Origin of the sequence: Algibacter lectus (genome assembly GCF_004368925.1) — a bacterium.
Lineage (GTDB): Bacteria > Bacteroidota > Bacteroidia > Flavobacteriales > Flavobacteriaceae > Algibacter > Algibacter lectus.
This window is the reverse complement of the sequence record NZ_SORL01000007.1, coordinates 1,485,685-1,501,809: the sequence shown is the minus strand read 5'-3', so window position 1 is coordinate 1,501,809 and position 16,125 is coordinate 1,485,685. Positions and strand designations below refer to the sequence as shown.

At 32.9% G+C, this 16,125-nt stretch carries 11 protein-coding genes; all 11 read right to left on the bottom strand.

Going from position 1 to position 16,125, the window contains the following annotated elements:
- Positions 1–10: 10 nt before the first annotated feature.
- Complete coding sequence (locus tag DFQ06_RS06870; RefSeq protein WP_042498179.1) at positions 11–1,402, bottom strand: tetratricopeptide repeat protein; 1,392 nt, start codon at positions 1,400–1,402, stop codon at positions 11–13.
- Positions 1,403–1,549: 147 nt separating this feature from the next.
- Entirely contained in the window at positions 1,550–2,734 is a 1,185-nt protein-coding gene (locus DFQ06_RS06865) for an aspartate aminotransferase family protein (RefSeq protein ID WP_133966805.1), read from the bottom strand.
- Between the two features lie 58 nt (positions 2,735–2,792).
- Positions 2,793–4,949 carry an OstA-like protein gene (locus DFQ06_RS06860; protein WP_081959058.1) on the bottom strand — a complete coding sequence of 719 codons (2,157 nt, stop codon included), beginning with the start codon at positions 4,947–4,949 and terminating at the stop codon, positions 2,793–2,795.
- 124 nt (positions 4,950–5,073) lie between these two features.
- Complete coding sequence (locus DFQ06_RS06855; RefSeq protein WP_133966803.1) at positions 5,074–5,979, bottom strand: glycerophosphodiester phosphodiesterase family protein; 906 nt, start codon at positions 5,977–5,979, stop codon at positions 5,074–5,076.
- Between the two features lie 60 nt (positions 5,980–6,039).
- Positions 6,040–7,617, bottom strand: a complete 1,578-nt coding sequence (locus DFQ06_RS06850) for a calcineurin-like phosphoesterase C-terminal domain-containing protein (RefSeq protein WP_133966801.1) — start codon at positions 7,615–7,617, stop codon at positions 6,040–6,042.
- 10 nt (positions 7,618–7,627) lie between these two features.
- Positions 7,628–9,064 carry a SusD/RagB family nutrient-binding outer membrane lipoprotein gene (locus DFQ06_RS06845; RefSeq protein ID WP_133966799.1) on the bottom strand — a complete coding sequence of 479 codons (1,437 nt, stop codon included), beginning with the start codon at positions 9,062–9,064 and terminating at the stop codon, positions 7,628–7,630.
- Positions 9,065–9,075: 11 nt separating this feature from the next.
- Complete coding sequence (locus tag DFQ06_RS06840; protein ID WP_317129991.1) at positions 9,076–12,450, bottom strand: SusC/RagA family TonB-linked outer membrane protein; 3,375 nt, start codon at positions 12,448–12,450, stop codon at positions 9,076–9,078.
- Positions 12,451–12,604: 154 nt separating this feature from the next.
- Positions 12,605–13,528 (bottom strand): FecR family protein, encoded by a 924-nt coding sequence (locus DFQ06_RS06835; RefSeq protein ID WP_133966795.1) that lies wholly within the window; start codon positions 13,526–13,528, stop codon positions 12,605–12,607.
- A 99-nt stretch (positions 13,529–13,627) separates the two neighbouring features.
- Positions 13,628–14,206 (bottom strand): RNA polymerase sigma factor, encoded by a 579-nt coding sequence (locus DFQ06_RS06830; protein WP_042502899.1) that lies wholly within the window; start codon positions 14,204–14,206, stop codon positions 13,628–13,630.
- Positions 14,207–14,354: 148 nt separating this feature from the next.
- Positions 14,355–15,632, bottom strand: coding sequence for an adenylosuccinate synthase (locus DFQ06_RS06825; RefSeq protein ID WP_042502897.1), 1,278 nt, complete (start codon positions 15,630–15,632; stop codon positions 14,355–14,357).
- A gap of 11 nt (positions 15,633–15,643) precedes the next feature.
- Entirely contained in the window at positions 15,644–16,111 is a 468-nt protein-coding gene (locus DFQ06_RS06820; RefSeq protein ID WP_042502895.1) for a Fur family transcriptional regulator, read from the bottom strand.
- Positions 16,112–16,125: the final 14 nt, after the last annotated feature.

The window sequence follows — 16,125 nt, the reverse complement described above, 5'->3', positions numbered from 1 at the left end:
AATATAAAACTTACTTCGAATTTTGTTTTAGCAAGCTTTGTACTGCAACTTTCTTATAGATTTCAGGGAAAAGTTCTTCAATAATAAAGCTATAATCTTCATTAATATTTAGAGCATTCTTTAAATGAAATGTCCCTTTATCCGTTTCGTGAAGTGCTAAATACAATCCAGCTAAGCGGTACTCTAATTCTGCGCTATCTGAGTAAAACTCTACAGCTTGTTCAAAATTATCAATAGCTGCTTCTGTTTCACCTAATTTAATAAGTAAATCGCCTCGGGTTAACCAAGTGTTTAGCTCGTAATTGCCAAGTTCTAGCGTTTTTTTGTATCCGCGTTCTGCTTCTTCATAAAAATTTAAACGCTCGTTTATTTGCGCATAAAGCTTCCAATACATCACGTTTTCTGAGTCTATATTGATAGCTTTATTTATAAAATAGAGAGCACGCTGATAGTTTTTTCGTTTATTATAAAACTTAGTAATAGCTATCCATCCTTTATCTAATAAAGGATCTTCGTGTACAGTTCTATCATAATATTGGAGGGCTAAATCGTCCTTTTTTAATTTTTCGTAGCAGTTACCAATATGTAATAGAGCAAATGAGGTAGGGTCGTCTAGTTTTAAAGTGATTGAGTAATTTTCGATGGCGTCTTCATAGCGCCCTAATTTCTCTAATACTTTACCACGTTCAATGTATGCTCCAATAAAAGTATCGTCGGAGATAATTGCAAAATCAAACGCTGCTAATGCTTTTTTTAGTTTTTTTAGTGCAAAATATTGAATACCTAATTGGTGCCATGCGACTTCGCAATACGGATTTTTATCTAAAAAGGTGTTTAAATAAGTGATAGCCTCTTCATTTTGATTTAAATATTCGAAGCAATATATAATATTGTAAAGTGATGAATAGTCTTCAATATCACTTTCTAAGCATTTCATGAAATTGATTTTTGCCTCTTCAAATTTATCCAAAAACAAGTATTCCATTCCTATTAACGAGTATAGGTCAACTACATCGTCAGCTAATTTTAGAGCTTGTTTTAAGACTTCTATTGCTTTTTCGTGATTATCTTTTTTAGAAAAAATATTGGCTTTTTGAATGTATATTTCTTCGTTTTGAGGATCTAGGCTGTAAAGTCGATCTAATAAAAGGTCTGCTTCTTCAAGCTTATCTTCAAAAACAAAGACTTCAACTCTGAATAATTTTAAATTAATGGATGTAGGGTGCTGATCCAAACCTAGTTTAATCGCTTTTTTTGCTAAAGCAATTTTTCCTAAGTTAAGATAATGATGAATGATATTTTCAAACTCTTCTGAATCGAAAAATAAAACATGATTTGTTTTAAGCATCGACTCAAATTTAGTTAGAGGTAAGCTATTATTGTGGTCGTGACCATACTCCATAAGCACTTTTGTGTGTTTTCTACTTTATTAAAGTTAGTATTCTATTTTTGGTTTACACCAAAACCGACGAAAATGTTTTTAACAAAGTAATGAACATTTTTGTTTTTTATTTGAAATTAAAAACATAATACTCTGTTGGTTAGGTTTTTAGGTGTTTTTAATTTCGTCTAAAATTTTGAGGATTTTAGAGCAACCTTCCTTTATTTCAGCATTAGAAATTGTTAATGGAGGGGTGATTCTAACGGCTTTTGACTCAAAAAGTAGCCAAAATAGTATTAATCCGGCATCTTGACATTTTAAAATAAGTGCATTTGTTATATCCGCAGAAGGTGTTATTATGGCTAACATTAAACCTCTACCACGAATTTCTTTTATTAAAGGGTGAACTAATAGTTTTCTAAAGAGTTGTTCTTTTTTAAGGGTCTGTTCTATCAAGTTACTTTTTGTAATTTCAGTTAGAGTTGCTAATGCAGAAGCTGCAATTACGGGATGGCCTCCAAAAGTAGTAATATGACCAAGTTTGGGGTTATCTTGTAAAAGATTCATTAATTCAAGAGATGCTGTAAATGCACCAATAGGCATACCGCCTCCAAGTCCTTTGCCAGTAACTAAAATATCAGGAATACAATTGTAATGTTCAAACCCAAAAAGCTTACCTGTTCTTCCAATACCTGGTTGAATTTCATCTAAAATTAAAAGAGCTCCAACGGCATCACATTGTTTTCTTACTTTTTCTAAGTAATTGTTTTTTGGTTCTATAAAGCCGGCTCCACCTTGTATGGTTTCTAAAATAACACAAGCACTCTTTGTTGTTATTTTAGAGAGATTATCCTCGTTATTAAATTCTATAAATTTAACATCAGGAAGTAATGGCCTAAAGGCTTGTTTTCTATCTTCATATCCCATTACGCTCAAAGCTCCCATGGTGTTACCGTGGTAGGCATGGTTTGCTGCTATTATTTCACTTCTTCCAGTAGCACGTTTTGCTAATTTTAGTGCACCTTCTATAGCTTCTGTTCCTGAATTAGTTAAATATGTGGATTGTAATGATGTTGGTAAATGTTTTGCTAAAAGTTTAGTGAGTTCTACTGCTGGTTTTTGTATGTATTCACCATAAACCATAACGTGTGAATATTGATCGAGTTGGTTTTTTATGGCAGAATTAACTTTAGGATGTTGATGACCCAATGGACATGCTGAAACTCCGGCTACAAAATCGAGGTAAGCTTTGTTGTTTGTATCGTAAATATATGAACCATTGGCATGAGAAATTTCCATAGCTAATGGGTGAGGAGAGGTTTGTGCTTGGTGGGAGAGAAAGTCTGGTTTCATACAATAATAATTGTTGTCAGATGCTGTTTTTTCTAAATTTTGATATTTATAAAGCCTTTTATTTTAGATACATTGACATATTGTAATCTAATACAGTATTTGTACTTGCAGATAAATCGAAACTTTTAAAATAACCAACTAAAAGCTGTAATGAATTTACGCCTGAATAATATTCAATATTTTTTTGTGATGATTTCATTATTTCTTCATAAAGATTTATTATGGTTTCTCCATCTTTATAGGTTAAATAAATAGGGTTGTTTATTGGATTCCAATCCGTAATGCCTTTTAGTATTCGGAGTTGATTTAAATTATCACTTTTTGGTTTTTTTTGTAAATCTAAAACATAAGTTCTATCTAAATCTTTTAAGTTCTTATAGCTGAATTCGATATATATTCCCATAACAACAGCGTTTGGTTTGCCTACAACTTTGGTTATATTAAATTTAGTTTTACTAATTTCTTTTAAAGAGAAAGGTTTTCCTCCTCTCAAAGTTAAGTCGCTAAGTTTAATGGTGTATTTAGCTTTTTCTTTTCTACCCACTTGACTCATCCGCTCCAATAACTCCTCATCAAAAAAGTTCTCTTGTGGCACATAATCTTCCAAGCCTTTAATAACAGTTAATTCAAAAGGCTTGTCTTCTTTAAATAAATCGTCAACACTTAGAGGACGCTCATCTTCCCTCCAATCAAAACCTTTTAGGAATTTATCTTTTTCTTGATAATCTTTTTCAGGGAATAGTGTGCCATCAACAGTATTTAATCGCGTATATTCTTCAATGTCACTATTTGCAAATAACATCTTTATACTACCAGATTTAGCTTTGTCTATACCTATTAATTCTTGATTTTCATCACGTGTATAAAATATAGATTCTGCATTTTTATTAATATTTACTTCTCGTAATTCATTCGCGTCATTAAATAAACCAACTAAGGTTATTCCAAAAATTTGATTATATCCATTTTCACTAATAGTATCTTTACTAATTATAAAAGCGTTATTAAAAACACGAAGTGAATCTAGTTTTTCTGTTTTTGAATTTGAGATTAAATGAATAGTGTCACCTGTCATTTGGTTTGCGTTATTCCATAGGATGGGGCGTCGCTTTGTTGAAAAAGCATCGGTAGGAGCAAAGCGGTCTAGATTTATTAATTCGGTAATACCTGTTTTTTGATCAGCATGAATAGAATCGGCTTTTGCACTAATGTCTGTTTTAAAGAGTTTAGCATTGTAATAGGCTCGGGTAATTCTATTTTCAGGTTTACCGGTAACCATTATTTTATCGGCATGTAAATAGACAGAATCTTTTTCTTGAACCGTTGTTACTAAGGCGCGTTTAGTTATAAAAAGAGAATCTTTAGCTCTAAAAACTTCGGCGTAATGCCCCGTTACAATACTCTTATTTATGGTGTCAGTAATTTTAATATTGTTGGTTGCTGAAGCAAAACTTTTAGTGTTATCAAAATATAGACTATCACCTTCTATAATACGATCATCATAATATATCTTAGAATCTTTCAGTGCATACCCAGTCTTGTTTTTTGTGTCATAAAAGCCTTTTTCACAGTAGGTTTTACTATCTTCTGTTGTTATGGTTGATGGGCCGAATAAATAAGCAAGTCCTGTATCTTCATAAAAATCGAAATAATTTGAATTTACCACAGTGCCGTCACCTGTTAAAACAACATCGTCAACAAACTGGAATTTTTTATCAGTCATATAATAACGACCAATTTTACTTGTAATAGTTCCTGATGAATCTTTAACAACATTACCACCACTTTTATAAAAAGATTGTTGTTTTATTCTATCGAAATATAAAGTATCTGAAGAAATAGTTGAATTTGGACTTTTTAAAACAACTTCACCACTAGCGAAGGCTAGTTGAGAGGTTCCACTATATTCAACATATTTAGATGTCATGGTTATGGTATCACCTTGCTTTACAATAACATTTCCGTAAGCTTCAACGAAGTTTTCACCACTGTAGTAAATGGCCTTATCGCACCACATATTACTACCAGCATGGGCAATATGTACCTGCTGCATGCTGTTACGTGTTAGTACTTTTGCTCCTGGATAATTTTCTTCATCTACATTTAATCGCCCAGCATATTCAATGCTTATTTTCTTTTTGTCTTGTGCTGTTAAAATTGTCGAAATTCCAAGAAAGAAAATGATGAAAGTGTATATAAATTTTGTTCTTATCAAAATGAAAATGTTTGTGACAAAAATAACGATTATTAAACAGTATAATTGTATTGATGTAAAAAACGCTTCAATAATTTTTGAAGCGTTTCTCAAGCATTAAAATATTTGACTTTATTTTTAATAATTAATCTAACAAATTTAGTACACGTTCTGGGTAATCGGTAATGATGCCATCTACTTGTAATTCAATCATTCGTTTTATGTCCTCCTCGTTATTAACAGTCCATGGAATTAATTTTATATTTAAATCTCTTAGAGAATCGACGGTTGTTTTGTTTTCTATGAGTTTGAAATTTGCTCCATAAATTTGAGGTTTAAAATCTAATTGGTTCAAATTACTTTGAATGCTTCCCTTTGAAACCAAATAAGCGATTTCAATTTTGGGATATTTTTGATGTAAAACATTAAGGGGGGTAGTATCGAAAGATTGAATATTCACTTTATCTTCCATTTGTTTTTCTTGAATAATTTGCATTACTAAGTCAACAAAGATATCTGGTTGGGGCTGATAGATTCCATAAACCTCCGCAATTGATTTTATTTCTATATTGTATTTTACGGAAGGTAATTTCTGCTCTTTAATTTCTTTTTCGATAACATCAAACACTTCGCTTAACAAGGGTTTGTAAGTTTTTATTTTTTTTTGATTCGGGAAATTTTGATTTCCTCTAGAACCTCCATCAAATGTTTTAATGCTATCATACGTCATTTGGTATAAATTATAATTTTTCTCTTCGGATTTTAAAATAGGTTCACCTGAAGGTTTAGACATATACAAAGAAGACATGTAAGGCTCATGCGATACCACGACTTGATTGTCTTTTGATATAATTAGGTCTAGCTCAAGAACATTTGCGCCTTTATGAAGTGCGCTTAAAAAACCTTCAATTGAGTTTTCTGGAAAGTTGCCACGGTCACCACGATGTCCTTGAACTTCAATGTTATGTTTTGTAATTGGTTCTTTAGTTTCTGATTTACAACTCACGGTTAATATGAGTAAGATAACTATTAAGGTTTTCACTATTTTCATCTGTTTACAATTAAAAAGCTTGTTTATCATTTTACGGACAAACAAGCTTTTGGTTTAAATTTATTGTTTTGGAGTTTCTAATCTGTAAGAACTCGTTTCGGTATACTCGTTTCCAAACATATCCGTAGCTTTAATTTCAATTTTATGGACTCCAATTTCTAATTTAGTCGGTATGGAACCACGCCATAAATGATTGCTGATAATTGGATTTGACGACCGTCTCCCAGCCATTAATTCGGTTTTGGTATCCCATTCATTAACCTGTGATACGTAGGAGGGATCGTAATCTTGAACATGCTTCATAGGTTGCCATTCACCACTATCAATACGATATAAAACCGTGTCTTTTTCACTACCCATAAAGAAGTTGGCATAAATTCCCGCTCTTGTTTTTCTTCCTTGCCCAACTACTTTTGGAGCAAAAATTTCTATCTGAAAATCTTTTGGTTTTCCAGCTACTTTATATTCTATGTTGTATTTGTTTTCATCAAAATGTAAAAAAGCGTAACCTTTTGGCGTACCATCTCTCATGGTTGAAATAGGGATGCCGGCTTCGTTTAATTTGCCTGAATACCAATCGCCAGAAGTAGTACCTACATTATATTCATGATGTGGTTTTGCTCTTAACCAACCTTGTGAAGCATCAAAAAAGGTTTGTTTTTGAATGTGTGTATGAGCTGAAAGTGATAGTGTATTAGGATAATCTTTTAATAGACTAAATAGCTTTTCACGATCTTCATCTTTAAAAGCATCGCCATTTGGTTCGCTTAGAGGAATATGAAAAGCCAAAACGATAAGATGATCTTTTGGAACAAATTTTAAATCGTTGGCTACAAAATTTAATTGATCTTCTCGAAATCCACCCCAATAGCCTTTGCCATCTCTTGGATCTGGATAAAGAATATTATCTAAAATTATAAAGTGCACTTTACCAAAGTTAAAAGCATAATTTGCTGGGCCAAAATGAGCTTCGTATGTTTCATCGCTAATAGTATCTGTTTTAGCATCAAAGTTCATATCATGGTTTCCCATAACATTATACCAAGGCACTCCAATTTCTTTTACAGCATCAATATATGGATTAAATAAACTTAAATCATCACCGACTAAATCGCCCAAACTTAATCCAAAAGGTACATTTTTGATGGCTTCAACTTCAGAAACGATACCTCTTTTAAAGTATTCTATTTCTTCTAAAGTATAAGCTTGCGGGTCTCCAAATACCAGTGCTGTAAATTTAGTGGTTTCTTCTGTTTTAATTAATCCGAAATTAATCGATTTAGGAAGTTTACCAGTAGATGCTACGCCTTTAAACTCTAATTCTGGAGAACCTTGAGGTTTGTGGTTGTAGAAGAATTGGGGTAGGTTATTGGCATCTGTAGTAACGTTGTACCCAGAAGGTTTTATAATAGAAATAATATGATCGGTACCAATTGGGAGTTCGTATTTTCCATTTTTATCGGTTAAAACCACTTGTTCTCCGTTACTAACGGCTACATCTTTAATGCCTTGTTCTTTTCTTTCTTTTTTATTGTTTTGGTTCAGGTCGTTGTAAACATAACCTGTTACCTTGTTTTGTGCTGTTACACCTAATGTTAATAAGGTGGCACATGTTAGAATAAATGTTGTTTTTTTCATGGTATCTCAATTATTTGTTTTCCCACCAAACAGGTGTGTTTATATCATCTGGGCCACCTAACATTTCAACTGCTTTTTTGTAATTAGAAGCATTGTTAATCTGTACGTCGGTTGGATAGTAAAAACGAACAGGCATTATTTTATCATTTAACATGGCTTCTGTAGTTGGTAATACTGGCAACCCAGTACGTCTATATTCAAACCATTGTTGATAATCGACAAAATAAAGGGCATAATATTTTTGTAGCATGATTTTATCTAAGGTACCATCATATTTTGTATTGGAATTATCAAAATAAGTTGACGGCATTTCAATATTAAACTGTTCAATTGCAGCTGTAACACCATTGTTATAATGTGTTTCTGCATTAGAAGTATAGCCACGCTGTGCTAATTCTGCTTTAATAAACTCAACCTCTGCATAAGTCAATAGGAAAATTTGCATAGGGTTGTTTGCTTGGGCTGTATTGAGCGCAGAAGCGTTATAGGTAAACTGAGATTCTGGACCGTCGAAAGCACTAGGTATTCCTTTATATCCTATTTCTACATTATTCAAGTCTCTAGCAATGGTTGATATATAAGCGCGTCTTGGGTCTTCAAAATCATTTAAATTATCAATAAAAAAAGAAGCTATTTTAGTAAATAAACTAAAATCTTGTGGCCTACCCCAAGGAGATACATTTGGAGTAACACCAGTAACTTGTAAAATAGCAGACTCTTCATTGTTTTCAAATACAGGGTAGATTATAGGATTGTTGACTATAGCCGTCATTTTTTGAAACGCGTTGGTTTCTGTTCTATTGGAAATACGAAGCAATAACCTTAAGTGTAATGAGTTTGTGAATTTTTGCCACTTTTTAATATCATTAAAAAAGAGAATGTCATCGGCGTAAGCCATACCTTTACTAACATCATAAATGCTATTGGCTTTTTCAAGGTCTGCAAGAATGGTTTCATAAATAAGCTCTTGAGAGTCGAAAGCAGGGTAGAAGTTTCCTTCATCACCTTTTACTGCCTCTGTCATTGGTACAGGCCCAAATATATCGGTAAGGTTGGCATAGACCATAGCGTTAAGTGTTAAAGCGATGGCTTCGTAATTTTTGTCTTCTAATATTAGGGCTGCAGCATGCATTTCCTTGATATTATTAAGCCATTTGTAATAATTATTCCATGATGAATTACCGGCACTCTGACTTACATCATAACGATGTAAACCACCAGAAACACTAGGTAGTGGTACAGATACTTGCATTAAATCGAATGTAACACTGGCACTTCTGCCGGCGTTATGGGCTGCTAACCCATAGATAATTGGGTTTATTAACGTGCCCGGACTAATTTCATTAATACGATTTGGATCTTCGTTAATTTCTGCAAAATCATTTGTACATGATACTACAATAGTAAAGCAAAGTAGTGTACAAAATAAATATTTTAGTGTTTTCATTTTTATAGATTTTATAAATTTACTTTTAAGTTAAAACCATAGTTGGCTGGTGAAGGCATTTGTCCCATTTCAATTCCTGGTAAAATAGTGTCTCCATTTAAGGCAGCTGTTTCAGGGTCGTAGATTGGAAAATCAGAAACGGTTGCTAAATTTCTTCCAAAGGCGGAAATGCTTAAACTTGTAATTCCTGTATTTTTTAAAGATTTTTTAGGAAAGTTGTATTGCAAACTCACTTCTCTTAATTTTAAGAATGAAGCATCAAAAGAGTTCGATTCTACATTGGCACGACGGTAGTAACGATTGTACCAGTCTGGAGTTATTGCAGCAGTAGTATTTGGAGAATATGTGCCATCTGTATTTAATACCACACCGTCTCCTGTTATAAAACCTGTTTCTCGTCCTTCATAAGTAGATGTTAATTTACCTTGTTGAATAAGTTTGTGATTAGACTGAGAGTAAACAATGCCACCGTACTGGCCGTCGACCATAACATTAAGCGTTATATTTCCAAAGCTAAAACTGTTATTTAAACCAGCTTTCCAATCTGGACTAGCGTCTCCTATGTATTGAATTTCGTCTGGGTAGGCTGGTAGCCCTGCATTATCATAAACAATTGCACCTTCTGGCGAACGTACAAAACCAAACCCGTAAATAGCGGTTGTTGTACCGCCTATTTTAGCTAATAATGTGGCATTACCACCAGAGCCTATTTCTTGTTGACCATCAACTCCATCAGCAAGTTTTAAAACTTTATTCCAGTTTTTAGACCACGTTAGTGTGCTTTTCCAATTAAACTTCTCTCTTTTTATTATTTTTCCGCTAAGTGTCAATTCTACCCCTCGGTTACGCACTTCACCAGAGTTTAAAACCCCAGAGCTATAACCTGTAGTGATATCTAAAGGCACTGAAATAATTTGGTTTTTAGTGGTTGTTTCGTAAACAGTGGCGTCTAAGTTTATTCTGTTGTTTAATAAACGAGCTTCGATACCTGTTTCATAACTTGTTGTTATTTCAGGTTTGAAATTGGCATTGAACAAGTTGGTAGCTACAGATGCCGAACTAGCAAACGCACTTTGACTATAATATTTACTCGTTTTATAAGGATCGGTGTCGTTACCAACTTGCGCGTATGAAAAACGATATTTTAAGTAATCCATCGCATCGGGTAAATCGAATATTTCAGACATGATAAAACTAGCATTTGCCGATGGGTAGAAAAATGAATTATTTTCTATGGGTAAGGTGCTAGACCAATCGTTTCTTCCAGTTAAATCTAAAAATATTTTATTGTCGAAAGCCACTGAAAACAAACCATATAAGCTGTTTACTCTTTTGTTTTTGTCATAGGTTTGAATTAGCGGATTGTTTACGCCGTTAGCTAATTTATAAACGCCTGGAACAACTAAACCATCAACAGAAGCATCTGTTCTTCTATATTTATAATCCATAGAGTTTCCTCCTAAAGAAGCAGAAAATGAAAATTTATCACTAAGTTCATTGTCATAGCTTAGCAGGAAATCGGTATTAACTTCTTGCTTCCAAACGTCTTGTGTTTCGTAAAAGCCTTGTTTGTATCGGTTGATACTGTATGGTCTTTTTTGTTCTCTTTCTTGGTAATAGGTGTTTAATGATGTTCTTAGCATTAATTTTAATTGTGGAGCTAATTGAATGTCACTAAAAATATTTCCTACGATTTGATTACTTGCTAGCGCATTTGTTGCTTCATAAGCTATGGCGTATGGATTGTCTATGTAAGAACTAAATGGTTGAATTTGTTGAATTTGATCCTGACCTTGTTTCCAAATATTACGGTACCAATCTAAATTAACATTAGGGTTTTGAAAAATCATAAAGTAAGCTATAGAGCCGTTGTTGTAGCCTGTACTTGGTAAATTGTCACTAGTTCTATTATTATAGTTTACAACAGAGCCTATTTTTACATGATCTGAAACTTGATAATTAGCGTTTAGAGACGCTGTTACTCTTTCAAAACCAGTGTTAGGCATAATCCATTCGTTTTTAGAATGTCCAACAGAAAGTCGCATTGAGCCTTCTTGATTTCCTCCTTGAATAGATATATTATTGGTGGTTGTTACACCGGTACGCCAGTAGTCTTTCCTATTATCTTCGTAAGGCTGCCAAACCTCTCTCTGAGCAGATTGGCCTTCTAAATTCGGATCGTATTGGTAGTAATATTGATTGTTAAATTCAGGCCCCCAAGCACTACTTGTTCCGCCAGTACTATTACCATCTTCCGAAGAACCATAAGAATAATAAGGAATGCCTTCAGTATTAAAACTTTTACCTGTTCCTTGCCCATATTTATATTGCCAATCTGGCCAACGTTGTATAACATCTAAGCTTATACTTGAGTTATAGGTTACACCCAACCCTTTTGTTTTTTTACCAGATTTTGTAGTAATAATTAAAGCACCATTAGCAGCACGACTTCCGTAAAGTGCTGTTGCGCCTGGGCCTTTTAAAACAGTTACGTTTTCAATATCATTTAAATTCAGATCTGATATTCCATTCCCGTAATCTATTGGAGAATCTTCGCCTATATAAGCATTTGATGATCCTGAAGTTGTCATTTCACTGTTCACAGGTACGCCATCAACCACAATAAGTGCATTGTTGCCGTTAGCATTTAAAGAGTTGTTACCTCTAAGTGTTATTTGCTGTGAATTCATTGGGCCAGAACCCGACGATACAATATTTAAGCCTGCAACTTTTCCTTTTAATCCAGACGACCAGTTGTTAGGTGCTGTTTGTGCTAAACTTTCACTTTCAACGGTGGCTTGCGAGAAACCTAGTTTTTTTTCTTCTCGTTTTATACCTAAAGCGGTAACAACGACTTCGTTTAGGCTATTTATGTTTTCTTGTAAAACAATTTCTAATAAAGTGCCAGGTTTTGCTTTTATGGTTTTAGAAATATAGCCCATAAAAGAAATAGTTAGTTCTGCATTTTCTTCAGTTAACGCTAAACTAAACATACCATCAAAATTAGTTGAGGTGCCATTTTTAGTTCCTTTTTCCATTACAGTGGCGCCAGGTAACGGTAATCCTGCTTCATCCATAATTTTACCTTTAACAAGTTTTTGTTCTCTAGAATTTAAAACGGTAATGGTATGGTTTAAGATTTTAAATTGAAATCCGCTTTGTTTTGTTATTTTCTTTAAAATAGTTTGTAAATCTTCATTTGTAGAATTAATAGAAACTTTTTGAGGTATTTCTGTTATTGAATTATCAAAAATAAAAGTATAAGCAGTTTGGTTTTCAATGGCGGAAAACACATCTGTGACTAAAGCATTTTTTAAATTTAAAGAGACTTGAGTATTGGTTATGTTATTAGATTTTGCAGTGGCTATCGTTGTTGTTAATAGCATACATATTAAATAAAAATTTTTAAGAGTTAAATAATTTTTAAAAAAGTGTAATTTAGTATTCATTTTCAATGATTAACGTTAATTAATTTAATGTTATTTGTTATTCAGCCCATTTTCGTTGCAGCGGAAATGGGTTTTTTTATTATTAATTTTTCTATGGGTTCTTTCTTATAATAATATGGTTTGGTGTTAAGTAATCTATTTTTAAATCTTTAAGTAGCTCGATACTTGTCATGACGTTTTTTAAGGTTTCATTATTAAATTTTCCGGTAATGGTTTCTTGTTTCGTTTTTTCATCTTTAAATTCTATTGAAACATTATACCAGTTTTCCAAAATCTTAGCTGTGTTTTCGAGTGTTTCGTTATTCAAAACAATAATGTTTTTGGTCCAAGCAATTAAATCATCACTATTGGTATTATTCAGAATAATAGGTGTTTGATTTAAAAAGGTAACTTGTTGATTTTTGGTTAAAATCACTTTATTTTTAGGAGATACTTTGGAGCGAACAAGTACTTTACCGGTATTTACACTAACGATAGTTTTATTGTTGTTGGTAGCGTTAATATTAAAGGATGTTCCTAAAACCTTAGTTTCTGTATTATTTGAAGATATAATAAAAGGCTTCTTTAGGTTTTTGGTTACTTTGAAAAAAGCTTCACCTGTTAATGTAATATGTCTTTCATCTGTAAAATTATCATGATAAGTTATACTACTGTTTGAGTTTAAGAACACGCGGCTGCTATCTGGAAGTAATACTTCTCTTCGTTCACCCATTTGAGTTTTAATAGTTATGGGGTTTATACTAAGAAGTGAATATGAAAAGGTGATACCTATAATGAGTAAAATGGAAGCAGCAATGGAAAGATTTTTGTAGTTAAATGGATGTGCTTTTTTATGAATAACGCTGTCTATAGCATTTTTTATTTTTCTTTCTTTTCGAAAGCTTAAATTAATGGGGATCGATTTATGCTTTTCTTGCATGGCATCGTAAAAATTATCGACTTGCCTTTTTTCATCTTTAGTGGCAACGTTATTAATGTATTTTTTAGCTATGTGAATAAAATGTTTGTCTTTCAAAATGGTCTTGTTTATTTACAAGTCTCAATTTTTAAGTATAACACGTAGAAGAAAAGTGGAGGTTAAAGGTTTCTTAATATAAGTAGCCCCATGTTTACTTTATAGAAACATTGTGATAACAAAACCAATAATATGATTTGTTTTTAGAGAAGATTTTAATTTTTTAAGCGCATCGCTAATATGCTTTTCTACCGTTCGAATAGAGATGTCTAGTTTTTGAGAAATTTCGGTATTAGATAATTGTTCAACCCTACTTAAAATAAATACTCTTTTGCATTTAGGAGTTAGTTTGTCAATTTCTAAGAACAGGCTTTCTTCTAGCTCTTGGTACTCTAGGTTTTTTTCTGACGGACTAGAAATGAAAATATTTTCTAGTGCTTCAAAATGGGTAGAAGTAAATTTTAAATCGCGGATATAGGTTGTTATTTTGTACTTAATGGCTCTAAAAAGATATCCCTCAAGATTTACTATTTCTATGGTTTTAGATTTGTGCCAGAGGCTTATAAATACCTCTTGAACAATATCTTCGCAAATTTTTTCTTCAGTATAAATTCGGTATGCATAGGTATATAAAATTTTCCAATAGCGAATGTATATTTCGTTGAAAGCACTCTCATTACCTTTTTTTAGAAGGATTTGAAGTTGTTCGTTAGAAGAGTTTTTGAGAGGTCGTTTCATAATTACAGCATACAAACAAATGTAACTGTAAAATGAATTTTATTGAAAGCATTTAGTTTAACTAATAGTTAAGAAATAAGCAACAAAAAAAAGACCTGACAGTTTCGAGAAACATATCAGGTCTTAAAATATTATTTAGAAATAGGTTTTATTTATTTCTGAAAATTGTCTGTTTTCTATCTGGTCCAACAGAAACGATAGTAATAGGAATTTCTAATTCTTTTTCTAAAAACTCAATATATTCATTTAAAGCTTTTGGAAGTTGAGATGCTTCAGACATTTCTGTTAAATCTTCTTCCCAACCGCTAAAATCTGTATAAACTGGTTCAACATTTTCTGGTTCGATGTTGTAAGGGAAATGCTCTATAACGTCTCCTTTATATTTGTAAGCTGTACATACTTTTAAGGTTTTAAAACCAGAAAGCACATCACCTTTCATCATCATTAATTGAGTAACACCATTTACTTGGCAAGCATATTTAAGCGCAATTAAATCTAACCATCCACAACGACGTGGACGACCTGTAGTTGCACCAAATTCGTTACCGACTTTTGCCATTTGAGCACCATCTTCGTCAAATAATTCAGTAGGGAATGGGCCAGAACCAACACGAGTTGTGTAAGCTTTGAAAATCCCGAATACCTCACCAATTTGTCCTGGAGCAACACCTAAACCAGTACAAGCACCGGCTGCAGTGGTGTTACTAGATGTTACAAATGGATATGTTCCAAAGTCAATATCTAATAAAGATCCTTGTGCGCCTTCGGCTAAAATTGTTTTACCAGATTTTTGTGCTTGGTAAACATATTCTTCAGAATCTATAAATTTAAGAGATTTTAAAACTTTAACAGCTTCAAAGAATTCTTTTTCAAGCTCGTCTAAATCGTATTCAATTTCAACATTGTAAAAAGAAATCATAGACTGATGCTTATTAGCTAAAGCTCTATACTTTTCTTTCCAATCGCTTAATTCTAAATCGCCAACACGTAAACCATTTCTTCCGGTTTTATCCATGTAAGTTGGGCCAATACCTTTTAATGTAGATCCAATTTTAGCTTTTCCTTTAGAGGTTTCGCTAGCTGCATCTAGTAATCTATGTGTTGGTAAAATGATGTGTGCTTTTCTTGAAATAACTAGCGATTTTCTGTAATCTACGCCTTGTTCTTCAAGTTTGTCAAGTTCACCTTTAAAAATTACTGGGTCTATAACAACACCGTTTCCTACTAAATTGGTAGCATCATCATGAAAAATACCCGATGGAATAGTGTGTAAAACGTGTTTTTTTCCGTTGAAAACCAAAGTGTGTCCTGCGTTTGGTCCACCTTGAAAACGTGCAATAATGTTGTAGTTAGAGGTTAGTACGTCAACAATTTTCCCTTTGCCTTCGTCTCCCCATTGTAATCCAAGTAGTAAATCTACTGCCATTGTAAAATTAGTTAGTTGTCCTTTTTGCTATCGGGAGATTTTTTTTTCCCGTAGAAATAGAGTGAATGATTATTTATCTCAATATCGAAAACTTCTTCGATAGTTTTTTTAATAGATTGAATTCGAGGATCGCAAAACTCGATAACTTCTCCTGTATCTGTTAAGATAACATGGTCGTGTTGCCTGTCAAAATAAGATTTTTCGTAATGTGCTTGATTTTGGCCAAATTGGTGTTTTCTAACCAAACCGCACTCTAGAAGTAGTTCTATAGTATTGTAAAGTGTAGCTCTCGAAACACGATACTTTTTGTTTTTCATATTAAGATACAGAGATTCTATATCGAAATGTTCGTTGTTATTATAAATTTCTTGAAGTATAGCATAGCGTTCGGGGGTTTTACGGTGTCCCTTATTCTCTAAAAAGCTTGTAAAAACGCTTTTAACTATGTCTTGATTTTTTGTATCTACTTTTGTATCCATAATTTCATCGCAAA

What these genes read in the sequence shown, in the direction of transcription:
- DFQ06_RS06840 (WP_317129991.1), bottom strand. Translation starts at nt 12,450, where the DNA reads ATGCTATTAACAACAACGATAGCCACTGCAAAATCTAATAACATAACC.
- DFQ06_RS06830 (WP_042502899.1), bottom strand. Translation starts at nt 14,206, where the DNA reads ATGAAACGACCTCTCAAAAACTCTTCTAACGAACAACTTCAAATCCTT.
- DFQ06_RS06825 (WP_042502897.1), bottom strand. Translation starts at nt 15,632, where the DNA reads ATGGCAGTAGATTTACTACTTGGATTACAATGGGGAGACGAAGGCAAA.
- DFQ06_RS06865 (WP_133966805.1), bottom strand. Translation starts at nt 2,734, where the DNA reads ATGAAACCAGACTTTCTCTCCCACCAAGCACAAACCTCTCCTCACCCA.
- DFQ06_RS06855 (WP_133966803.1), bottom strand. Translation starts at nt 5,979, where the DNA reads ATGAAAATAGTGAAAACCTTAATAGTTATCTTACTCATATTAACCGTG.
- DFQ06_RS06870 (WP_042498179.1), bottom strand. Translation starts at nt 1,402, where the DNA reads ATGGAGTATGGTCACGACCACAATAATAGCTTACCTCTAACTAAATTT.
- DFQ06_RS06820 (WP_042502895.1), bottom strand. Translation starts at nt 16,111, where the DNA reads ATGGATACAAAAGTAGATACAAAAAATCAAGACATAGTTAAAAGCGTT.
- DFQ06_RS06845 (WP_133966799.1), bottom strand. Translation starts at nt 9,064, where the DNA reads ATGAAAACACTAAAATATTTATTTTGTACACTACTTTGCTTTACTATT.
- DFQ06_RS06850 (WP_133966801.1), bottom strand. Translation starts at nt 7,617, where the DNA reads ATGAAAAAAACAACATTTATTCTAACATGTGCCACCTTATTAACATTA.